This window comes from Candidatus Merdisoma sp. JLR.KK011 (assembly GCF_036941125.1).
Taxonomy (GTDB): domain Bacteria; phylum Bacillota; class Clostridia; order Lachnospirales; family Lachnospiraceae; genus Laedolimicola.
The window spans coordinates 1,219,776-1,243,057 of the sequence record NZ_JAYWSZ010000004.1 but is presented as its reverse complement, the minus strand read 5'-3'; the positions used below and the strand labels follow the sequence as shown (position 1 = coordinate 1,243,057).

The following is a 23,282-nucleotide window of genomic DNA, read 5'->3' as shown; positions in this document are numbered from 1 at the left end:
CATTCCTATCAATACTCCTTCCTATGTATCGTAAAATCATTAAAACAATAGCCGGCTTTTTTTATCATCTCTTTTACAGCAATTGTATACTTCATATTTTTTCTCTGTCCATAAAGCCTGACATAAATCATTTTGACAAAGTCATCTGTATCTCCCAGAGGCAGTTCTGAAGCTGACATTTCCTGTCTGTCACCAAGCTGCTTTTCCACATAATTATTTATCTTTTCCGGATTTAGAACTTTTGCCAGTTTTTCCAGCATCCGCCTCATTTTTTCATCTCGAAGTTCTTGATTCGGCTCCTCATCTGAAAGCATTTCTGGTTCAAATGCCTTTTTCCCCTCAATCGGCGTATAGAAAGACTTTTCATCCAATACGGCAGAGCTGTAAATCCGGATTAGTTCATCCATAAATTCAATTCGATAAATTCCGCTCAAATCCTTATCATCCCGGTTGATTTCTTCGTTCATCCCTGATAGGATTTCCTTGATTTGTCCTCTGACATCCTCCCCTCCTATCAGATAAAACTTTGCCCGGTTGATTGCTGCTCTTTGATACTGCGTATTCTTGCGGTTAATCTCTGACAAAATCTCATCCATATTCTGGAAGGCATCTATCACCTGATGAATGTAATGGTAAACCAGCTCCTCCGCCTCATCCCTTGAAATCTCCCGGATGCCCGCCAGTTCCTGACTTGCTTTTTCCATATAAGACTTGCTCCGGCTTTTACTTTCCAGTCTATCTATAATCTCCGGGCGGAATTTTGAGACATTGTCCGATGTAAGCAGCCGATGATAGGCCTTATCCACTATATTCTCAATATAATCGTTGAAAAGCACATTCATAATCTCAGCGGGTGTTTTATATCTGGTCAGTTCATCTATATAATGCTTGATGCCGGAACTTAAGTTTTTAAGACCCATAATCAGCATATCCGTATTTTCCATTATTGATAAAAGGACAATGCCCGGATTGTCCGTCGCACTTCTCACCAGACTGTATATTGTATAAATATACCCTTGATATTCAATCTTTTTTCCTTCTGCAATCTCAAGGAGGGTCTTTATTACCTTGACTGCATATTCCTTAAAATTAATTCTTTGCACGTAGCTTTTATCTGTTTCAATATCAATCCATCCATAAGTCTCCAGCTTCCGAATCATCCAGTTTGCTTTATCTCTTGCAGATTTTCCTTCTACATCTTCCCCTTCCAGCTCTGCTGCCTGTGTCTGTTCAAAATAGTACTGCAATTCTTCTACCAGGATATCTCTTTCTACACCAAATGAAGGCTGATGATCCATGACGGAAAACAACTTGCAGATACATTCCCAATATACTGTCTTATTCGGAGATGCCAATGGCACAAAAAAACGTTCATCTATAACACGAAACACATTCGTCTCCTTCCATCGAAACGTGTTGAACCATTTCCGGACAGCAGTCGTTTGTTTCTCTCAGCTTTCCCGAAACTTTGTCCATGACAATTCCTCCTTAAAATCATTGTAATAACCAAAGAACGGATGACCTTAAGGAGGGAGGGCTGTCTGCACCATAATGGTGCGGCCGGATTACCTGCCAGTTCTGCAAGATTTCCTTGCGTTTTGTTTTTATCTTTGCTCCTATATTGTACCAAGTCGCTAGCGCGACGGCTAGCTCCAGTTATAATTATTCTCGCTACATTATAGAAAAAAGTAGCAGTTTTTGTTTTTATGTTGTATTGTTGAATTACCCCTAATCCACAATCACATAACAACCAAAACTGCTATGCTTATTTTATCATGGATTTCTCATTTCAACAACTGTATATCTTATTTTCCTCGTCCGCCGCCTTTTCTGAAATGTAACCCGTTGTTTTCTTACATTTCATCAAAGGAGATTTTATTATGGACAATTATTTAAACACTTTCCGGGAGATGATCTCCCTGCGTGGCCTTACGGACCATACACTCAAAAATTACTGCACCTATATCCGTGCCTATCTGGATTACCTTTCCCGCTTTCTCCTTAAAGCTCCCGAAGATGTTTCCTGGAATGAATTGCGTGATTATATCCGCTGGCTCCAGAAATCCAGAAACCTTTCTGACAGGACTATCAACTGTGCCATCTCACAGCTCCGCTTTTTTACCATCTATGTCCTCCACAAAACATGGGACGATACCCAGCTACCCTTCCGCAGGTTCGATGAATATCTTCCCTATGTCCCCTCCAGACAGGATACCTGGACTTTCATATCCACTATGCCTGATTTAAAGCAGAAGGCCATGACTGCCCTGATGTATTCCTCCGGCCTCCGCATCGGCGAGGTATGCTCCCTGCGTTATGAAGATGTTGACAGAAAGAATCTCAGACTCCATATCACTCATGGCAAGAACCGCCATGACCGCTATGCCATCCTTTCAACAGCCGCTCTTGACCTGCTTACCCAGTACTGGTTTCAATACGGAAAGCCCCGGGGATATCTTTTCCCCAAGCAGAACGGACAGGACAGGCCCATTGACACCTTTTTCCTTTCCAGGCATATCCATGCCCATGAGGACCGCCTTGGCTGGGAGCGCAGGCTCACCTGCCATTCTTTCCGGCATGCTTTCGGCACCCATCTGTATGAGGATGGCGTTGACCTGCTTACCATTAAAGCTCTGCTGGGACATAAATCTTTAAGCTCCACCGCCATTTATGTCCATCTGGCCTCCAATGGCACCGGCTCCGCCGTCAGCCCTTTTGACCGCATGGCAGGTGTTTCTCATGGGTGAATTTAAGATCCGGCAGGTATTTGAAGCTTCTTATCAGGCTTATTCCGCAAAAGCGCCTTATCTGTCGGATGTACAGCGTAAAGCGGCACATTCCATCCTGAAATGTAAATCCCCTTCCCTCGGGTGTAACGTAAGCCGCTGTGACTGCTGCGGACATATGGTATTCCACAATAATTCCTGCCGTAACCGCAGCTGCCCTGACTGTCAGGCTGTCTTAAAAGAAATCTGGGTGGACAAGCGCAGGGCCGAGGTTATCGATTCCCCCTATTTCCATGTGGTATTTACTCTTCCACATGAACTGGGGCCGCTCTTTTACCACAACCAAAAGCTCCTTTACGGACTCTTCCACAGATGCTGCGCCCAGACCCTTCTCGAATTAGCTTCAAGCAGGAAATATCTCGGGGCTGTGCCCGGCATCATACAGGTCCTCCATACCTGGAACCAGGAGCTTTCCTACCATGTCCATATGCACTGTATTGTTTCCGGAGGCGGCCTTACAAAGGACCATAAGATACGCCTCTCTTCCAATAACTTTTTTATTCCGGTCAGGGTTCTGAGGGATAAATTCAAGGGAAAGTTTATGGCCTGCCTCAGCCTGCTTTATAAGGACGGCTCCCTTGTTTTTCCTTCCTCCTGCTCCGCTCTTAAAAATCCCTGCTCTTTCAGGAAGTGGAAGGATTCCCTTTATGCAAAGGACTGGTGCCCTTACATAAAAGAAACATTCAACGGATTCGGCAATGCAATTGAATATCTTGGGCGTTACACCCACAGAATTGCTGTTTCAAACAGCAGGCTCCTTTCCGTTTCACGGGATTCGGTCTCTTTTTCTGCCAGAGGTTTAAAACCTAATGACCCAAAACGCACCATTACACTGGACAACATTGAATTCATACGCCGCTATCTGATGCACGTCCTGCCTTCCGGTTTTCAGAAAATCCGGTACTATGGTTTCCTGAACAACCGCATGAAGACACACAACCTGACGGTTATTTTTAAACTTCAGGGCGGACAGCGTTTCCGGCAGCGTTATGCCGGTATGGCCATGGCAGAACTGCTCAAAGCGGTCTGGGGTTTTGATATCCGCATCTGCCCGGAGTGCGGCTGTGCTTCCATGAAGCAGCTTGGAAGAATGTATGCGGCTTCCGGATAAAACAGCGTTTTTTCATACTGTTTTTCAAGACCTCCCGGCGGAAGGTCTGTGAAGCATGCCCTTAAATACGAATACCGCATAACAAAGACCTGCCTTCACAGCCTTTTTTCATAGGATTCTCCTGTTTAGGGGAGCTGGAAAAGATACTATCCCCATATACATACCGGCTGCACGTCCGCGAATTGGTACAATTGGAAAGAATCACATTCCGAGCAGTTTTATCTTTTGTATAAAGCTGTTCTCTTTTTCTGCTCTGAATCTGATACTTTCCTTAAGAATATTACCACATAACCGCCTGTTTTTCCATAAAATGCGGCAATAATTCGTAAAAATCACTGCAAATTTAAGCAGTTCATACGCTATATTGCAAGAAAACCTAACCTCTGTCATTTCAATCACTCCATCTTACCGTCTTCGATTTTATTAAAGACCTGTTTCTCAATAATTTACTCACTTAACAAATGGGAATTTAATCCCAAGTGATTTTCAGGGCATTCTCGGCGGTTTTTTCTTTGATATACACCTTGTATCTGACGTTTTTGGAATTTTTTTATCCTGGGGTTATCACAAGACTACGCTCGTTATCCTTTGGATAGTTGATAGACGGCATTATTTGTATTACCACTTACTTCGACATATCCCGTCTCTACAAGCATAGTCAAGTATCTATAAGTAGTTGATTTGGATTTTTTAATCACCATTTCAGCAACTTGTGGCGTTATTTTTCCGTTTTTATCTAAATACTTCAAAAGAGGTAAAACCTTATCATAATTCTTTTTTGTCAAAACTTCGGTCAAAACTTCGGTCAAACTTCGGTCATTTTTTTGACCGAAGTTTTTATTATCTATTTCGAACCTTTCATGGATCTTTATAGTAGTAATCATATAAGTTCTGTCCGCATCCGTTTCAAACTCCGGCATGGGCGAACCGTTTCTTTTCAGTTCACGCAAAATTTTCGATATACCCGTTGATTTCTTTTCAGACAAATCAATTTCCTTGAAAAATTCTCCAATTTTGGGATTTCTGTATCTTCTTGCCCTGACTTTCCCCGCCGCAAACTTTTCCATATCAATATACTGATCCGGTCCGGGAAAATTGATAATCTAAATTTGATCCAAATAAATTCGAATCTCTACCGGCACATCCTCTTTATAATTTTTGTGTAAAACTGCATTTACAAGCGCTTCTTCCAATGCATTATACGGATAGTTGAAAAAACGGTCTGCTTCCGCCCTTCCATCAACCTTTACCACCTTTTCCTCAATCACAGTTGCCTTAATGTAGTCTAGTGCGTCTCTTACCTGCTTCCATATCGGGCCGTAAAATGTCTTCTCTGTAAAATCAGACGCCTCCGCCTCCTTATCATGAAAACGCACCAGCTCAATCTTGCTTCCTGCAATCAACTTGTCTGGTCTTTCCCCAAACATAAGCAGTCCAATATTTTTGATTGCTATTCCCTCATCTTTTTCTTCCGCCACTTCCTCGGATACTAATAAGTCCTCCAAAGAGCGTACATTAAGTTCTTCAATCAATGAACTGTTACTTTCACTGATAAAATCTTCCAAGTATCCCCTACGCATATGCTCCATAGATGCCCGACTGTTTATACGGTCAACAAATGGTATGGAAGCAAATTTCTCAAAAAGTTCCGCTATCTCGCTCTGTTTGGCTTCTACCGTAAGCGATGCCGGACGAATCCAATATTTTATTGTGCGATCCTGCTCTTTCCCTATTTGAATAATATTTGTATAACTTAGATGGCATACTTCCATACCTTCTAAGATCAAATTTTCTACTTTATGGCACCGCTTACAACTTTTTCACTGTTGCAAAGTTTCAAAAAGGGCTTCCCTATTCTTAGGAAAGCCCCATAAAATCTAACTTTTTACTGATTACTCAATAATTGTAGCCACACGGCCAGACCCTACTGTACGTCCACCCTCACGAATAGCAAACGTAAGTCCCTGCTCCATAGCGATAGGATGAATCAGCTCAATGGTCATCTCTACGTTATCGCCAGGCATGCACATCTCAGTACCAGCAGGCAGATTGCAGACACCGGTAACGTCGGTAGTTCTGAAGTAGAACTGCGGACGATAGTTGTTGAAGAACGGTGTATGACGGCCGCCCTCATCTTTGGTCAGTACGTATACCTGAGCGGTAAACTTTGTATGGCAGGTAACGCTGCCAGGCTTAGCAATAACCTGACCTCTTTCAATCTCGGTTCTCTGAACACCACGAAGCAGAGCTCCGATGTTGTCGCCGGCCTGAGCCTCGTCAAGAAGCTTACGGAACATCTCGATACCGGTAACTACAGTCTTACGTGTCTCTTCCTTGATACCGATGATTTCAACTTCCTCATTTACATGAAGCACACCACGCTCAACACGGCCGGTAGCAACAGTACCACGACCAGTAATGGTGAATACGTCCTCTACAGGCATCAGGAACGGCTGATCGGTTGCACGCTGGGGATCCGGAATATACTCGTCTACAGTCTTCATCAGCTCCATGATCTTGTCGCCCCACTCTCCTGAAGGATCTTCCAGAGCCTTCAGAGCGGAACCCTTGATGATCGGGCAGTCTGTGAACTCATACTCCTCAAGCTGCTCTGTGATCTCCATCTCGGTCAGCTCGATCAGCTCTTCGTCATCCATAGCATCGCACTTGTTCAGGAATACTACGATATAGGGAACACCTACCTGACGGGACAGAAGGATGTGCTCCTTTGTCTGAGCCATAACACCGTCAGTAGCAGCAACTACCAGGATAGCGCCGTCCATCTGAGCAGCACCGGTGATCATGTTCTTTACATAGTCGGCATGGCCCGGGCAGTCAACGTGTGCATAGTGTCTGTTCTCGGTCTCATACTCAACATGAGCAGTAGAAATAGTGATTCCACGCTCTCTCTCCTCGGGAGCCTTGTCGATGTTCTCGAAATCAGTAGCAGTGTTGCCGGCTACTCTCTCAGAAAGCACCTTGGTAATAGCTGCTGTCAGAGTTGTTTTACCATGGTCAACGTGACCAATGGTTCCGATATTACAATGGGGTTTGTTTCTTTCAAATTTAGCTTTAGCCATTTTGAATGTCCTCCTTAATTCTTACGCCTTCGCGGCATTTTTCATAATTATTTGTTTCGTTATTTAGATAAACTCGGCTATCTTTGATTATATTTCAAAGCGCCTTATTTTTCAAGCAAAACTTTCAATATTATTCGGTTATTTCTTTGCTGCCAGTACCTTTTCCTGAATACTCTTGGGCACCTGCTCGTATTTCTCAAAGAACATGGAGTAGTTACCACGGCCCTGTGTCTTGGAACGAAGGTCTGTAGAGTATCCAAACATCTCTGCCAGAGGTACGTAACCGCGGATCATCTTTCCTCCGCCGATATCGTCCATACCCTCGATACGGCCCCGGCGGCTGTTGATGTCGCCGATAACGTCGCCCATGTAATCCTCGGGGGTAGTAACCTCAACCTTCATAATGGGCTCCAAAAGTACCGGATTACCCTTCTGCATAGCCTCCTTAAATGCCAGAGAACCTGCAATGTGGAATGCCATCTCACTGGAGTCTACCTCATGGTAAGAACCGTCGTATACGGTCGCATGAAGTCCAAGCACCGGGAAGCCTCCCAGGATACCGGACTGCGCCGCCTCTTCGATACCCTCGCCGACTGCAGGAATGTATTCCTTCGGAATCGCACCGCCCACAACCTGGGAATCGAACTTGAACAGCTCTTCTCCGTTGGCGTCCATGGGCTCGAAGCGTACCTTACAGTGGCCATACTGTCCACGTCCGCCGGACTGCTTCGCATACTTGCTGTCCACGTCCACCGGCTTCGTAAAGGTCTCCTTGTAGGCAACCTGAGGTGCGCCTACGTTGGCCTCTACCTTGTACTCTCTTAAGAGACGGTCAACAATAATCTCAAGATGCAGCTCGCCCATACCTGCAATAATCGTCTGGCCCGTTTCCGGATCCGTGTGAGCACGGAAGGTCGGGTCCTCCTCTGCAAGCTTTGCAAGAGCCTCGCCCATCTTGCCCTGGCCGGCCTTTGTCTTCGGCTCGATAGCCAGCTCGATAACCGGCTCCGGGAACTCCATGGACTCCAGGATTACCGGATGCTGCTCGTCGCAGATGGTATCGCCTGTGGTGGTAAACTTAAAGCCTACTGCCGCAGCGATATCTCCGGAATATACCTTGTCAAGCTCCGCTCTCTTGTTTGCGTGCATCTGAAGGATACGTCCTACACGTTCCTTCTTCTGTTTGGTAGAATTATATACGTAGGAACCGGAATTCATGGTTCCGGAGTATACTCGGAAAAATGCAAGCTTTCCTACAAAGGGGTCAGCCATAATCTTAAATGCCAGTGCAGAGAAGGGCTCTTCGTCAGAAGAATGACGCTCCGTCTCGTTGCCTTCCATATCCGTTCCCTTGATGGCCGCAATGTCCGTGGGAGCCGGCATATAGTCAAGCACTGCATCCAGAAGCTTCTGAACGCCCTTGTTCCGGTAAGCTGTACCGCAGCATACGGGCACTGCCGTACACTCGCAGGTCGCTTTTCTCAAAACCTTCTTCAAATCATCTACAGCGGGTTCTTCTCCCTCCAGATATACCATCATCAGGTCATCGTCCAGCTCACAGATTTTCTCAACCAGCTCGGTACGATAAAGCTCGGCGTCATCTGCCATATCCTCCGGGATATCAACAATGGAAATGTCCTCGCCCTTCTCATCGTTGTAGATGTAGGCTTTCATCTCGAACAAATCAATGATTCCCTTGAATTCGTCTTCCTTTCCGATGGGAAGCTGAATGCAGATGGCATTCTTTCCAAGTCTTGTTTTAATCATTTCTACCGCATTGTAGAAATCTGCACCCAGGATGTCCATCTTATTGATGAACGCCATACGGGGTACATTGTAGGTATCAGCCTGGCGCCAAACGTTTTCAGACTGAGGCTCTACACCGCCCTTCGCACAGAACACGCCTACGGCGCCGTCCAGTACACGAAGGGAACGCTCTACCTCAACCGTAAAGTCAACGTGACCCGGGGTATCAATGATATTGATACGATGCTCCAAAGCTCCATCCTGGGGCTTGCAGTTCTCCTGGTGGGTCCAATGACAGGTTGTAGCTGCGGAAGTGATGGTGATACCACGCTCCTGTTCCTGCTCCATCCAGTCCATGGTAGCAGTACCTTCGTGAGTATCTCCGATTTTATAGTTTACGCCAGTGTAATACAGAATACGCTCGGTCAATGTGGTCTTACCGGCATCGATATGAGCCATGATTCCGATATTCCTGGTTCTCTCCAATGGATATTCTCTTCCAGCCACGGGTTTTCCTCCTCAAATCATCAAGCACAAACGACTTTCGGTCTTGATTAGAACCGATAGTGTGCAAATGCCTTGTTGGCCTCTGCCATCTTGTGCATGTCTTCTTTTCTCTTCACAGATGCGCCTGTGTTGTTGGCGGCATCCATAATCTCATTTGCAAGTCTCTCTTCCATGGTCTTCTCACCGCGCTTACGGGAGAACATGGTCAGCCAGCGAAGCGCAAGAGCCTGACGGCGGTCCGGGCGAACCTCAATCGGTACCTGATAGGTTGCTCCACCGATACGTCTTGCCTTAACCTCGAGCATAGGCATGATGTTGTTCATAGCCTCCTCGAATACTTCCAGAGCCGGCTTCTCAGTCTTTGCCTCTACTCTTGTAAATGCTCCGTATACAATCTTCTGTGCCACACCCTTCTTACCGTCCAGCATAATGTTGTTGATAAGCTTGGTGACAACCTTATTATTGTACAGCGGATCTGCTAATACATCTCTTTTCTGGATATGTCCTTTACGTGCCACGATACTTCCCTCCTTAATACGTGCTTATTAAACCTCTGGCTTAATAAAATTCACTCTTTAATTCTCAGGTACTCACATGTGTCTCTCTACTTGTGTTGTGCACGGCAATTTCTATATACAACCCGCAGCCTGTTAAGGGCGATATGTCATTCCGGCATGCAGACATGTCTGTCTGCCCAACGTCTCATAGCTTCTGTTCTTATAAACGAAATGCTTCCGGTTTATAAGGTGTTACCTGTAACAAATCTGAGCCGAATTTACTTCTTAGCGTCTTTCGGTCTCTTGGCGCCGTATTTGGAACGGGCCTGTCTTCTCTTCGCTACGCCTGCGGTATCCAATGTACCGCGGATGATATGATATCTTGTACCGGGAAGGTCCTTTACTCTTCCTCCGCGGATCATAACAACACTATGCTCCTGAAGGTTGTGGCCTTCGCCCGGAATATAGCTCGTTACCTCGATACCGTTGGAAAGACGTACTCTGGCAATCTTACGAAGAGCGGAGTTCGGCTTCTTCGGTGTGGCAGTCTTTACTGCAGTACATACACCGCGCTTCTGGGGTGCGGATGTATCCGTAGCTTTCTTTTTCAGAGAGTTAAATCCTTTCTGAAGAGCGGGAGCAGTAGACTTCTTCACAGAGGTCTGTCTTCCTTTTCTTACTAACTGGTTAAATGTTGGCATTCCTTTCACCTCCTGTAATAAGTGGCTGGCATGCTGCCGGCCCTGTCAGGCTGCTGTGCCATGATCGGCTTTATGGCGCACGAAAACCTGCGCATTCGCACACACTGGTTCATTATAGTAACAAAACTGCCGGCTGTCAAGGACTTTTTCAAAGAAACCCGGCAGATTCTGCCGGGTTTCTTTGAATTCTTACAACAATACTCTATAAACAATACATCTTCCCTGGCTTCTCACCAAACCAGGGCATAGGAAGGCCGTCTTTTGCACTCTCACAGACCTTCTTCGCACTGGCAAGCCAGTTCTGGCTGTCCCTTTCCGGCTTAGGAAGATGCAGAGCCAGAATCTGAGCGGGCTTCAGATGTTTTACAAGAAGCCGTCTGCTGGAAGGCAGACCGATAACAGGAAAGGGCGCAATCAGTATATCCGGCGTTTGCTCCCATGCCCCGATTCGTGCAAACAGCTCCTCCCGAGGCCAGGCATCCCCCAAAAGCACCATCCGTTTTCCTTCCATCTCAACCATGGCGGTCAGATTCTGAACTCCCGCATAGGCCTCGCCCATATGTGTGCTGTTAAAAAGCTCGGCGCAGCCGCCGGGAAACCATATCTTCACATTCCCCTTTTCCTCCGGAGAAACCTCATACATCCTCCCCCTATCAGGCGCCATCCCGCGAAGCTTCCCAATGACCTCTTCTGTAGAAATAATCATCAGCTCCGGATTTCGTCCAAGAGCCTCTGCCGTATCTTTAGGACAGAAATGATCTCCATGGGCGTGCGTAAACAAAAGCGTCCCTATGCCTCCCTTCTCTATCCCGGCAAAAAGCTCCGCTTTCACTTGGGGAGGCGTATCCGGATACAGCCCGTCCGGGTCTTTGCTAAAAGCATCCACTCCGACGGCCTTTCTTCCTATTTTTATGAGCACGCCGCAGCTGGCCGTATGGTACACTATGATATTGGTATTCATAATAAAACGCCCGCCTTCCATATTAGATCAAGCTTTCAAGTGCATTTTAAATTAAATTTCAATCCTCTGTCAAGAATACACTCTTTTTAATTTTTTAAAAAAATGTTAAAATAGATGCAATAAAATTCTATTCTCGTGTATTAATGAAGTGAAAGGAGAAGGCAATTATGATAATTTGCTTGACGTCGGCAAATGACAGTGGAGGAATACCGGATTCCTCCCGATTGGATCGCTGCCTTTTCGGAATCGCCCATGAAGATTCCAATGCTCTTGGAGAGCTTTATGACTGCACCAGCGCTTCTGTCTATGCTTTTGCCCTTTCTATTTTGAAGAATACCCAGGACGCAGAGGATGTCCTGCACGACTGCTATCTCCAGATTTATTCGGCAGCCCCCAGGTATCAGTCCTCTAAAAAGCCCATGGCATGGATTCTGACCATCACCCGGAACCTCTGTCTTTTGAAGCTTCGGGAACGCAGAAAGACGGCAGATATCCCTCCGGAAAACTGGGAGCCTTATCTGGAGGCATGCGAGACTGTCTCCTTGGAGGATCGGCTGATTCTAACGGAATGTATGGAGCTTCTCTCCGACGAGGAGCGTCAGATCGTTATTCTCCATGCTGTTGCAGGCTTTAAGCATCGGGAAACTGCAAAGTTCCTTGCGCTTCCCCTGTCCACCGTTCTTTCAAAATACAACCGCGCCATAAAGAAACTAAAAAATCATATAGGAGAGGAGGATTGAAGATGGCAGACAAGAACACTGAGCAGAAAATCAAGCAGGCCTTTTCAAACGCTGTTCCCGACATACGCGGCAGCATCCTTTCCGACTGCAAATCTCAGAAAGGAGCTGTAATCATTATGACAGATACCAATAAAAAAACCTTTTTATCACGGCGTCTTGCCGGTATTGCAGCGGCATTTGTACTGCTGATCGGCGGTTTGGCCGGCTTCCAGATATACCGCACCAATTATTCCGTTGCCTCCACCGTCTCTCTGGATGTAAATCCTTCCATTGAGATTGAGGTAAATAAAAAAGAAGAGGTTCTGGCCGTAAATCCCCGAAATAAGGACGCAGAAACCGTAGTCGGCAGCATGAATTTCAAAGGAAGCAGCCTTGACGTAGCCATAAACGCACTCATCGGCTCTATGCTCCGCAACGGTTATTTAAATGAGCTGGCCAATTCCATCTTAATCAGCGTAGACAACCAGGATCCGGCCAAGAGCGCAGAGCTGCAGGAGCGTCTGGCTAACGAAATCAGCGCCGTCCTTCAGTCCGGAACCTTCAACGGGGCCGTTCTAAGCCAGAGCATTTACGCAGATTCCAATCTCAGGCAGCTTGCCGAGACTTACGGCATTACTTTAGGCAAAGCCCAGCTGATTCAGCAGATTATTGACCAGAGCGCCTTTTACTCCTTTGAGGATCTGGTTCCCTTATCCATCAATGAGCTGAACCTGCTGACCGAATCCGGCAATCTGAATCTGGCAAATGTGAATTCTCTGGGAACCGCCAGCGACAAAGCCTACATCGGCGAAGAAAAAGCAAAGCAGGCCGCCCTCTCTCATGCCGGAGCTTCAGCAGATAAGCTTACGGAATACGAGATCGAACTGGACTATGAACACGGCGCAATGGTTTATGAGATTGAATTTAAATGTGAAGGTTTTGAATACGACTATGAAATTGACGCTGTTACCGGAGCCGTTTTAAAGAGTGGGAAGGAGACGGATGACGACTATATTCCGCCCAAGGCTGACACTCCGCAGCCGGATACCGGCAGCTCTTCCCAGACAAATAACAGCGGCCCCCAGGCTGACGGCGGCTCTTCCCAGGCAGGCGGCACACCACAGGCGAATAACACGCCCCAGGCTGACGGCAGCTCTTCCCAGGCGGATAATACGCCGAAAGCCGACAACAGCTCTTCCCAGACGAATAGCACGCCTCCTCAGCCTGCTCCGGAAAGCCAGAAGCCCAAGGCCTCCTATATTGACGAAGGCCAGGCTAAAAATGCAGCCCTCTCCCATGCAGGCGTATCGGCAAATGCTGTCACAGAATATCAGAGCGAATTGGATCGGGAACACGGCATTATGGTCTATGAGATTGAATTCAAATGCCAGGGCTTTGAGTACGAGTATGAAATCGATGCCTCTACCGGCGCCGTTCTGAAACATGAAAAAGACACAGATGACGACTATGTTCCGCCTCAGGCAGGAGGAGACCAGGCTTCCGGGGGAAGCAGCGGAAATATCGGCGAAGCGCGAGCAAAAGAAATTGCTTTCTCCCACGCAGGTGTCTCGGCAGATTCCGTTCATAATTACGAAGCTGGCTTAGATGAAGATGACGGTATGATGATTTATGAAATTGAATTCAAAGCCGGCAATTGTGAGTATGAATATGAGATTGATGCTGTCAGCGGTTCCGTTTTGAAATACGAATGGGACGAGAACGATTAAAGAAAAGCTTGCGTCGTTAACGCATAAACGCAAGGGGCTGCTGCAAAATAAGACAGCAGCCCCTTGTTAATGAGTATTAATTTCAAATCCTTCTCTTTAGGAAAACAGAGCCTCCCGAATCACTTCGCATACGGTAGGATGGGGGAAGATCGTTCTCTTTATGCTCTCCAGAGGAATCTTATTTTCAATCATCAGGGCCAGAGAATAAATGTACTCTGACGCATAGGAGGACATCAAAGCCGCGCCTATTATCACATCCCTCTGCGAATCAATGATAATCTTGCAGATCCCATTACTCATTCCATTTTCCGCCACATGACGGCCGCTGAAATTAATGGAGGCCTTCTTAACGGTATAAGGAATCCCGGATTCTTTTGCCTGCTCCTCGGACATTCCCACAAAAGCCGCTTCCGGGCTGGTATACACTACGCCGCAGACTGCGTCATAGCTCATGGCATCCTCCTTTCCAAGGATGGTGTTGACAGCCACCTCACCCTCACGGTAGCCCACATGGGCCAGCATTACTTTTCCATTCACATCACCTACGGCGTAGACCCCCGGCACATTGGTACGCATCTGGGCATCCGTCACAATGGCTCCCCGTTCCATCTCTACGCCAAGATCCGCAAGGCCCTCAATATTGCTGTTGGCCCGGCGGCCTACGCACATCAATGCTTTGTCGTAAGCGGCCACATCTATTCTGCCGTCTCTTGTAAAGGTCACAACGCCATCTGCCACCTTTTTCACTGCGCTTGAGAGATAGAAGGTCACGCCTTTTTTCTCCAGCTCCTGCTGAAGGAGAAGGCTTACCTCCCGATCGTTAGGCCCCAGTACCTTGTCCATCATCTCAATGACCGTCACCTTGGCTCCTGCCTCCTGGAAGTAAGCCGCCATCTCAAAGCCAATAACGCCGCCGCCTACGATCAGAAGCTTTTGGGGAATCTCCGTCATGTCCAGAATCTCGTCGCTGGTCATAACCGTGCCTTTTTCAAACTCCTCTTTTACGCCGTCAATGGGCGGTACCACCGGAGAGGAACCGGACGCGATAATGATATTCTTTCCAAGAAAAGTTTCCGTTTCTGTGGACACCGTCAGAGCCCCATTCTCCCTGGACAGCTTTGCTGTTCCGTTCACCACCTTAACCTTTTTTCGCCTCAGGCCTCCGGCCACACCCTGCACCAGGGTCTTTACCACCTCGTTTTTCTTCTGGACAACTGCCCCGTGATCCAGGGAAGCCTCTCTGACCGTTACGCCGTAGGGTTCTCCAGCACCGTTGGCATAGTGGTATATCTTAGATGCATACAAAAAGGTTTTTGTAGGAATACAGCCTACGTTCAGGCAAGTACCGCCTAAGTTCTTTTTCTCTACCAGAAGCACGCTCTTTCCGTGGTGGGCTGCATACTCTGCGCTGTTGTAGCCCGCCGGGCCGCCGCCAATCACAATTACATCAAATTCCTGCATCAATTTCCTCCATTCCAGTACCGTAATGCTTCTTCAATACACTTTGACTAAATCAATTTCTGGCCGCAGGTACATGCGTCCATAAATCGATTTGTGCATTAAATAAGCATTACTGTTTCCAGTTCCGTAATGCTTCTTCAATACACTTTAACTAAATCAATTTCTGGCCGCAGGTACATGCGTCCATAAATCGATTTGTGCATTGAAAGGCATTACTGTTTCCAGTTCCATAGTATCCCTTACAATACATCAGATTATTTTCTGATTATTCTATCATACAATCCCTGCAGTGTAAAATGCAAGAATATTCTACGCAAATCACAAAAAAACAAACATAAAAACAGAGAGCCGCAGATTTTATCTTCTGCAGCTCTCTCTACTTTCTTAGACCTCGGTCAGTTCTTCTTCTGTTTCTTCAATTACTTCTTCCTCAGAGCCTTCTTCCAGCAATTCTTCTGCCGCATCACTGTCAACGGCTTCTTCTTCCAAAAGCTCCTCTGTCAGCTCCGGCTCTTCCTCCAGCTCCTCACAGATCTCCGGGTCATCATATATCTTCAGCTCTGTATCCAGCTTCACAGACTGATAACGCTTCATACCCGTACCGGCCGGAATCAGCTTACCGATCAGCACATTCTCCTTAAGGCCGATCAGCGGATCGACTCTTCCCTTAATAGCCGCCTCGGTCAGAACCTTGGTCGTCTCCTGGAAGGACGCAGCAGACAAGAAGGAATTCGTTGCCAGGGACGCCTTGGTGATACCAAGCATCACCTGCTTGCCCTCTGCCGGACGCTTGCCCTCTTCCTCCAGCTTCTCGTTCATTTCGTCGAATTCCAGCACATCCACCAGTGTTCCGGGCAGGAAATCCGTATCGCCGTTATCCTCCACACGGATCTTCTTTAGCATCTGACGCACAATCATCTCAATATGCTTGTCATTAATCTCAACACCCTGGAGGCGGTATACACGCTGTACCTCCTGGATCATATAATCCTGTACAGCCCGGATGCCCTTAATCTTCAAGATGTCATGGGGGTTCACACTACCCTCTGTCAGCTCGTCTCCGGCTTCCAGAACCTGGCCGTCCTGCACCTTCATACGGGAACCGTAAGGAATCAGATAAGTCTTGGATTCTCCGTCGTCGCCTGTCACCTGAATCTCACGCTTCTTCTTGGTATCCAGAATGGTTACCGTGCCGGCAATCTCTGTGATAATTGCAAGTCCCTTGGGCTTTCTGGCCTCAAACAGCTCCTCTACACGGGGAAGACCCTGTGTAATATCGCCTCCGGCCACGCCGCCTGTATGGAAGGTACGCATGGTCAGCTGTGTACCCGGCTCGCCGATAGACTGGGCTGCAATGATTCCTACAGACTCACCTACCTGAACCGCCTCGCCCGTTGCCATATTAGAGCCGTAGCATTTTGCACAGACGCCGATGTGTGATTTACATGTCAATATTGTACGAATCTTCAATCTGTCAAAGGGCTCGCCGTTCTCATCCACTCCGGAATTGATAATAGCTGCGGCGCGTCTTGGCGTAATCATATGATTTGCCTTTACAATGACATTGCCGTCCTTATCCTTAATGGTCTCGCAGGAGAAACGCCCTGTAATACGCTCCTGGAGACTCTCAATCTCTTCTCTTCCATCCATAAAGGCCTTTACTACCATGCCCGGGATCTCATCCCTGTCCTCACAGCAGTCCACCTCACGGATAATCAAATCCTGGGATACGTCTACCAGACGCCTTGTCAGATAACCGGAGTCTGCTGTACGCAGAGCCGTATCGGACAGTCCCTTACGTGCGCCGTGGGCAGACATAAAGTACTCCAAAACGTCCAGACCCTCACGGAAATTGGATTTGATAGGAAGCTCAATGGTGTGTCCTGTGGTATCCGCCATCAGTCCGCGCATACCGGCCAGCTGCTTAATCTGCTTATCGGAACCACGGGCTCCGGAGTCCGCCATCATATAGATGTTGTTGTATTTATCCAGACCGTCAAGCAGCGCTTTGGTCAGAATCTCGTCCGTCTGCTTCCAGGTCTCCACAACCTCTTTGTAACGCTCTTCCTCAGTGATCAGACCACGCTTATAGTTCCGGGTAATCTTATCCACCGTATCCTGGGCGTTCTTAATCAGCTCCGGCTTCTCCGGCGGCACAGTCATATCGGAAATAGATACCGTCATAGCCGCCTTTGTAGAGTATTTATATCCCATGGCCTTGATGTCATCCAGAACCTCTGCGGTGCGGGTTGCCCCATGGGTATTGATAACCTTTTCCAGAATCTGCTTTAAGCCCTTTTTGCCAACGTGGAAGTCCACCTCAAGCTTCAGCTCATTGCCCGGAATACTCCGGTCTACAAAGCCCAGATCCTGGGGCAGAATCTCGTTAAAGATAAAGCGTCCCATGGTGGATTCAATAATATCCGAAATCTCACTGCCGTCAGCCAGGGTCTTGACTGACTTCACCTTGATTCTTGACTGAAGCTTGATCGCTCCGTTCTCATAAGCAAGGATCGCCTCATTTACATTCTTAAAGAACTTGCCCTCACCCTCGATTCCCGGGCGCTCCTGGGTCAGATAGTAGATTCCAAGCACCATGTCCTGGGAAGGAACGGCTACAGGCCCTCCGTCCGAAGGCTTCAGAAGGTTGTTGGGGGAGAGCAGAAGGAAACGGCACTCCGCCTGGGCCTCTACGGACAGGGGAAGATGCACAGCCATCTGGTCTCCGTCAAAGTCTGCGTTGAAGGCCGTACAAACCAGGGGATGCAGTTTAATCGCCTTACCCTCTACCAGAATCGGCTCAAACGCCTGGATCCCCAGTCTGTGGAGAGTAGGAGCACGGTTCAGCATAACCGGATGCTCTTTGATCACTTCCTCCAGTACGTCCCATACCTCGGGCTGTACCTGACGCTCTACCATCTTCTTGGCACTTTTAATGTTGTGAGCCGTGCCTTTCTGTACCAGCTCCTTCATCACAAAGGGTTTAAACAGCTCAATGGCCATCTCCTTGGGCAGACCGCACTGGTAGATCTTCAGCTCCGGCCCCACTACGATAACGGAACGGCCGGAATAGTCCACACGCTTTCCGAGAAGGTTCTGGCGGAAACGTCCCGATTTACCTTTCAGCATATCGGAGAGAGACTTAAGGGCGCGGTTGCCCGGGCCCGTAACGGGGCGGCCTCTTCTTCCGTTGTCAATCAGCGCATCCACAGCCTCCTGGAGCATACGCTTCTCATTTCTTACGATGATATCCGGCGCCCCCAGCTCCAAAAGCCGTTTCAGGCGGTTGTTCCGGTTAATAATTCTACGATACAAATCATTGAGGTCAGAGGTGGCGAACCGGCCGCCGTCCAGCTGAACCATCGGACGCAGGTCGGGCGGAATCACAGGAATGGCATCCATAATCATCCATTCCGGCTGGTTTCCGGATTCACGGAATGCTTCCACAACCTCCAGACGCTTGATAATACGGGCCCGCTTCTGTCCCGTGGCATTGGTAAGCGCGCTTTTCAGCTCCACGGACTCCTTCTCCAGATCAATAGCCTCCAGAAGCTCCTTGATGGATTCTGCGCCCATTCCCACACGGAAACGGCTTCCATACTTCTCACGCATATCCTGGTACTCTTTTTCTGTCAGAATCTGCTTATACTGAAGCTCCGTATCCCCGGCATCCAGCACAATATAAGATGCAAAATAGAGCACCTTCTCCAAGGTACGGGGAGACAGGTCCAGAATCAGTCCCATACGGCTCGGAATCCCTTTAAAATACCAGATATGGGATACCGGCGCCGCCAGTTCAATATGGCCCATGCGCTCGCGGCGGACATTGGACTTGGTAACCTCTACGCCGCAGCGGTCGCAGACTACACCTTTATAGCGGATCTTCTTATACTTTCCACAGTGACATTCCCAGTCCTTGCTGGGTCCGAAGATACGTTCGCAGAATAAGCCGTCCTTTTCCGGTTTCAGGGTTCTGTAATTGATGGTTTCCGGCTTCTTCACCTCGCCCTTGGACCATTCCCGGATCTTTTCCGGCGACGCAAGTCCAATCCGAATCGCGTCAAAGGTCATAGGCTGATAAACCGCTTGATTCGTTGTTTCTGGCATGAATACACTCCCTTTCTTATTCTTCCTCAAATTCCTCTTCGAAGTCTAAAAAGTCATCCTCGTCTTCCTCATCTTCTTCTGTGACGTCAACCAGTTCTTCTCCTTCGAATTCCTGTTTGCTGAATCCATATTCTCCAAAAGATTCCTCTTCCTTATTGGAGTGTCTGTCGCCTTCAATAATGGAGCGCAGATCCACGTCGCCGTAGTCGCTTGTCTCCATAATCTCCACTTCTGTATTGTCATCCCGGAGCACTCTTACATCCAAGCCCAGGGACTGAAGCTCTTTCAAAAGCACCTTGAAGGACTCCGGAATGCCTGCCTCCGGAATATTGTCGCCCTTAATAATCGCCTCGTAGGTTTTCACACGGCCGATGACGTCGTCGGACTTCACAGTCAGAATCTCCTGCAGGGTATAAGACGCACCATAAGCCTCCAGAGCCCACACCTCCATCTCTCCGAAACGCTGGCCGCCGAACTGGGCCTTGCCGCCCAGAGGCTGCTGGGTAACGAGAGAATACGGTCCTGTGGAACGGGCGTGAATCTTATCGTCTACCAGGTGATGCAGCTTCAGATAATGCATGTGCCCGATGGTAACAGGGCTGTCGAAGTACTCTCCCGTCCGGCCGTCACGCAGACGCACCTTACCGTCCCTGGAAATGGGAACTCCCTTCCACAGCTCTCTGTGATCCAGATTGTCATGGAGATATTCCAGCACCTCCGGAAGAAGCTCTTCCTTGTACTTTTTCTCAAACTCTTCCCACTCCAGATTCACATAGTCATTGGCCAGATCCAGAGTGTCCATAATATCATTCTCATTGGCTCCGTCAAATACCGGCGTTGCCACGTTAAAGCCAAGGGCCTTTGCCGCCAGGCTCAAATGAATCTCCAATACCTGTCCGATATTCATACGGGACGGTACGCCAAGAGGGTTCAATACGATATCCAGGGGACGTCCGTTGGGCAGGAAGGGCATATCCTCCACCGGAAGCACACGGGAAACCACACCCTTATTTCCGTGGCGGCCCGCCATCTTGTCTCCCACGGAGATCTTTCTCTTCTGTGCAATGTAGATGCGCACGGCCTGGTTCACACCCGGAGACAGCTCATCTCCGTTCTCCCTGGTAAATACCTTGGCGTCTACTACGATACCATATTCTCCATGAGGCACCTTTAAGGAAGTATCCCGGACCTCTCTGGCCTTTTCCCCGAAAATCGCCCTAAGAAGACGCTCCTCCGCAGTCAGCTCCGTCTCGCCCTTCGGCGTTACTTTTCCTACCAGAATATCGCCTGCCCGAACCTCGGCGCCGATACGGATGATTCCTCTCTCATCCAGATCCTTTAAGGCATCGTCGCCTACGCCGGGAACATCACGGGTAATCTCCTCCGGCCCCAGCTTGGTATCACGGGCTTCTGCCTCGTATTCTTCAATATGAACAGAGGTATACACATCCTCCTGTACCAGACGCTCGCTCAAAAGCACGGCATCCTCGTAGTTATAGCCTTCCCAGGTCATAAATCCAATCAGCGGATTCTTGCCCAGGGCGATTTCTCCGCCGGAGGTGGAAGGCCCGTCGGCAATCACCTGGCCTGCCTCTACCTTCTCTCCCTTGAATACAATGGGCTTCTGGTTGTAGCAGTTGCTCTGATTGCTTCGTGAAAACTTAGTCAGACGATAGGTATCCTTAGTTCCGTCGGGACATTTTACCACAATCTCATTGGATACGGAGCGTTCTACCACGCCGGAATGCCTGGCCACAACACACACGCCGGAGTCTACCGCCGTCTTTGTCTCCATTCCCGTTCCCACAACAGGTGCTTCCGTCACCAGCAGCGGCACTGCCTGACGCTGCATGTTGGAGCCCATCAGCGCACGGTTTGCGTCGTCATTTTCCAGGAAAGGAATGAGCGCCGTCGCCACAGAGAACACCATCTTCGGAGATACGTCCATGTAATCAAACATGGAACGCTCATACTCCTGCGTCTCCTCGCGGTAACGTCCGGATACGTTCCTGCGGACAAAATGTCCCTCTGCATCCAGGGCCTCATTTGCCTGGGCCACATGGTAATTATCCTCTTCATCCGCCGTCATGTATACCACCTCGTCGGTAACACGGGGATTCTTCGGATCGGATTTGTCAATCTTACGGTAAGGCGTCTCCACAAAGCCGTACTCGTTGATCCTTGCATAGGTTGCAAGAGAGTTGATAAGGCCGATGTTAGGGCCTTCAGGGGTTTCAATGGGGCACATTCTTCCGTAGTGTGAATAGTGCACGTCACGAACCTCGAATCCGGCACGGTCTCTGGACAGGCCGCCGGGTCCAAGTGCAGACAGACGGCGCTTGTGGGTCAGCTCTCCCAAGGGGTTATTCTGATCCATGAACTGGGACAGCTGGGAGGAGCCGAAGAACTCTTTCACGGCCGCAGTTACCGGCTTAATGTTGATGAGGGACTGGGGCGTAATGTTCTCCTGATCCTGCGTCGTCATACGCTCCCGGACGGTACGCTCCATTCTGGACAGACCGATGCGGTACTGGTTCTGCAGAAGCTCGCCCACCGCACGGATACGGCGGTTGCCCAGATGGTCAATGTCGTCGTCATTGCCCACACCGTATTCCAGATGCAGGTTATAGTTAATGGAAGCAATAATATCTTCCTTTGTAATGTGCTTTGGAATCAGCTCGTGAATATCACGCTTCACGGCTGCCTTGCGCTCCTCCAAATCGCCAGATTCATCCAGTATCTTTTTCAGAGCCGGGTAATATACTAATTCCGTAACCCCAAGTTCCTTAGGATCCACATCCAGGAAATGCGTGATATCCACCATCATGCTGGAAATCACACGGATATCCCTCTCCTCGCCTTTAATCATCACAAAGGGAACCGCCGCATTCTGAATCTCATCCGCCAGTTCTCTGGAAATCTCTGTGCCTGCCTCCGCAATAATCTCTCCGGTCAGAGTATCTACTGCATCCTCTGCCAGAACCTGTCCGCGGATTCGGTTGCGCAGCATCAGTTTTTTGTTGAACTTATACCGGCCTACTTTTGCCAGATCGTATCTTCTGGGGTCAAAGAACATGCTGGTGATCAAGCTCTCGGCGCTCTCTACGGCCAAGGGCTCTCCCGGACGTATCTTCTTGTACAGCTCCAAAAGGCCTTCCTGGTAATTCTCTGCCGTGTCCTTGCCCAGGGTCGCCAGGATCTTGGGCTCCTCGCCGAAGAGCTCCAGGATCTCCGCATTGGTTCCAAAGCCCAGGGCACGCACCAGAACCGTGATAGGAACCTTTCTGGTCCTGTCTACACGCACGTAAAAAATGTCATTGGAATCCGTCTCATACTCCAGCCATGCGCCGCGGTTGGGAATCACGGTACAGGAATACAAGCCTTTTCCTACTTTATCATGATCAATTGCATAGTAAATACCAGGGGAACGAACAAGCTGACTGACAATGACACGTTCTGCACCGTTGATCACAAACGTACCGGTCTCCGTCATCAGCGGCAAATCACCCATGAAAATCTCGTGTTCATTAATTTCATCGGTTTCTTTATTATAAAGACGTACCTTTACTTTCAGAGGAGCTGCATACGTTGCATCTCTTTCCTTGCATTCCTCGATTGTATATTTAATATCGCCTTCGCCTGTGCAAAGTGTAAAATCAACAAACTCAAGACTTAACTGACCGCTGTAATCGGCAATCGGAGAAATGTCGTCAAACACTTCCCGAAGTCCCTCATCCAGAAACCATCCATAGGAATCTTTTTGAACCTCGATCAGATTCGGCATTTCCAAAACTTCTTTCTGTCTTGAATAGCTCATTCTACTGCTTTTACCGGTTGTAATAGGACGTATCCTGTTCTTTTCCATTGACGTTCACCCCT

At 48.4% G+C, this 23,282-nt stretch carries 15 protein-coding genes; 4 read left to right on the top strand and 11 right to left on the bottom strand.

Annotated elements, in window-relative coordinates:
• Positions 1–8: 8 nt before the first annotated feature.
• A complete protein-coding gene (locus VV089_RS19870) occupies positions 9–1,391 on the bottom strand; it encodes a Wadjet anti-phage system protein JetA family protein (protein ID WP_334337118.1) in 1,383 nt (460 codons plus the stop codon).
• Between the two features lie 489 nt (positions 1,392–1,880).
• On the opposite strand from VV089_RS19870, the gene VV089_RS19865 reads away from it, so the two are divergent.
• Together VV089_RS19865 and VV089_RS19860 are read left to right on the top strand one after the other, a co-directional pair.
• On the top strand, positions 1,881–2,747 hold the full coding sequence (locus VV089_RS19865) for a tyrosine-type recombinase/integrase (RefSeq protein ID WP_334335690.1): 867 nt from the start codon (positions 1,881–1,883) through the stop codon (positions 2,745–2,747).
• Positions 2,740–3,897, top strand: coding sequence for an IS91 family transposase (locus VV089_RS19860; RefSeq protein ID WP_334337117.1), 1,158 nt, complete (start codon positions 2,740–2,742; stop codon positions 3,895–3,897). The genes VV089_RS19865 and VV089_RS19860 overlap by 8 nt, the downstream gene beginning before the upstream one ends.
• 581 nt (positions 3,898–4,478) lie before the next feature.
• Here VV089_RS19860 and VV089_RS19855 read toward each other — a convergent pair.
• The 7 genes from VV089_RS19855 to VV089_RS19825 form a co-directional block, all read right to left on the bottom strand.
• Positions 4,479–4,964, bottom strand: a complete 486-nt coding sequence (locus tag VV089_RS19855; RefSeq protein ID WP_334337116.1) for an ATP-binding protein — start codon at positions 4,962–4,964, stop codon at positions 4,479–4,481.
• Positions 4,965–5,000: 36 nt separating this feature from the next.
• A complete protein-coding gene (locus tag VV089_RS19850) occupies positions 5,001–5,684 on the bottom strand; it encodes a hypothetical protein (RefSeq protein WP_334337115.1) in 684 nt (227 codons plus the stop codon).
• Between the two features lie 105 nt (positions 5,685–5,789).
• Positions 5,790–6,977, bottom strand: coding sequence for an elongation factor Tu (tuf, locus tag VV089_RS19845; RefSeq protein WP_172541055.1), 1,188 nt, complete (start codon positions 6,975–6,977; stop codon positions 5,790–5,792).
• Positions 6,978–7,115: 138 nt separating this feature from the next.
• Positions 7,116–9,230, bottom strand: a complete 2,115-nt coding sequence (gene fusA, locus VV089_RS19840) for an elongation factor G (protein WP_334337113.1) — start codon at positions 9,228–9,230, stop codon at positions 7,116–7,118.
• Between the two features lie 47 nt (positions 9,231–9,277).
• Positions 9,278–9,748, bottom strand: coding sequence for a 30S ribosomal protein S7 (gene rpsG, locus VV089_RS19835; protein ID WP_172541053.1), 471 nt, complete (start codon positions 9,746–9,748; stop codon positions 9,278–9,280).
• 257 nt (positions 9,749–10,005) lie between these two features.
• The gene (rpsL, locus tag VV089_RS19830; protein WP_160569193.1) at positions 10,006–10,428 is read right to left on the bottom strand and encodes a 30S ribosomal protein S12; all 423 of its coding nucleotides are present in this window, start codon (positions 10,426–10,428) and stop codon (positions 10,006–10,008) included.
• A 202-nt stretch (positions 10,429–10,630) separates the two neighbouring features.
• The gene (locus VV089_RS19825; protein WP_172541052.1) at positions 10,631–11,389 is read right to left on the bottom strand and encodes an MBL fold metallo-hydrolase; all 759 of its coding nucleotides are present in this window, start codon (positions 11,387–11,389) and stop codon (positions 10,631–10,633) included.
• A 167-nt stretch (positions 11,390–11,556) separates the two neighbouring features.
• Here VV089_RS19825 and VV089_RS19820 point away from each other — a divergent pair, with 167 nt between their 5' ends.
• Positions 11,557–12,129, top strand: coding sequence for an RNA polymerase sigma factor (locus VV089_RS19820; RefSeq protein ID WP_334337111.1), 573 nt, complete (start codon positions 11,557–11,559; stop codon positions 12,127–12,129).
• Between the two features lie 2 nt (positions 12,130–12,131).
• The gene (locus tag VV089_RS19815) at positions 12,132–13,835 is read left to right on the top strand and encodes a PepSY domain-containing protein (protein WP_334337110.1); all 1,704 of its coding nucleotides are present in this window, start codon (positions 12,132–12,134) and stop codon (positions 13,833–13,835) included.
• 96 nt (positions 13,836–13,931) lie between these two features.
• Here VV089_RS19815 and lpdA read toward each other — a convergent pair whose 3' ends face one another.
• The 3 genes from lpdA to rpoB form a co-directional block, all read right to left on the bottom strand.
• The gene (gene lpdA / locus VV089_RS19810) at positions 13,932–15,296 is read right to left on the bottom strand and encodes a dihydrolipoyl dehydrogenase (protein ID WP_172541049.1); all 1,365 of its coding nucleotides are present in this window, start codon (positions 15,294–15,296) and stop codon (positions 13,932–13,934) included.
• A 384-nt stretch (positions 15,297–15,680) separates the two neighbouring features.
• Complete coding sequence (gene rpoC, locus VV089_RS19805; RefSeq protein ID WP_334337109.1) at positions 15,681–19,403, bottom strand: DNA-directed RNA polymerase subunit beta'; 3,723 nt, start codon at positions 19,401–19,403, stop codon at positions 15,681–15,683.
• A 16-nt stretch (positions 19,404–19,419) separates the two neighbouring features.
• Positions 19,420–23,268, bottom strand: coding sequence for a DNA-directed RNA polymerase subunit beta (gene rpoB / locus VV089_RS19800; RefSeq protein ID WP_334337108.1), 3,849 nt, complete (start codon positions 23,266–23,268; stop codon positions 19,420–19,422).
• Positions 23,269–23,282: the final 14 nt, after the last annotated feature.

Coding starts and splice junctions, on each gene's coding strand:
- VV089_RS19865 (WP_334335690.1), top strand. CDS start 1,881: ATGGACAATTATTTAAACACTTTCCGGGAGATGATCTCCCTGCGTGGC.
- VV089_RS19860 (WP_334337117.1), top strand. CDS start 2,740: ATGGGTGAATTTAAGATCCGGCAGGTATTTGAAGCTTCTTATCAGGCT.
- VV089_RS19855 (WP_334337116.1), bottom strand. CDS start 4,964: ATGGAAAAGTTTGCGGCGGGGAAAGTCAGGGCAAGAAGATACAGAAAT.
- tuf (WP_172541055.1), bottom strand. CDS start 6,977: ATGGCTAAAGCTAAATTTGAAAGAAACAAACCCCATTGTAATATCGGA.
- rpsL (WP_160569193.1), bottom strand. CDS start 10,428: ATGCCAACATTTAACCAGTTAGTAAGAAAAGGAAGACAGACCTCTGTG.
- VV089_RS19825 (WP_172541052.1), bottom strand. CDS start 11,389: ATGAATACCAATATCATAGTGTACCATACGGCCAGCTGCGGCGTGCTC.
- VV089_RS19820 (WP_334337111.1), top strand. CDS start 11,557: ATGATAATTTGCTTGACGTCGGCAAATGACAGTGGAGGAATACCGGAT.
- VV089_RS19815 (WP_334337110.1), top strand. CDS start 12,132: ATGGCAGACAAGAACACTGAGCAGAAAATCAAGCAGGCCTTTTCAAAC.
- lpdA (WP_172541049.1), bottom strand. CDS start 15,296: ATGCAGGAATTTGATGTAATTGTGATTGGCGGCGGCCCGGCGGGCTAC.
- rpoC (WP_334337109.1), bottom strand. CDS start 19,403: ATGCCAGAAACAACGAATCAAGCGGTTTATCAGCCTATGACCTTTGAC.
- rpoB (WP_334337108.1), bottom strand. CDS start 23,268: ATGGAAAAGAACAGGATACGTCCTATTACAACCGGTAAAAGCAGTAGA.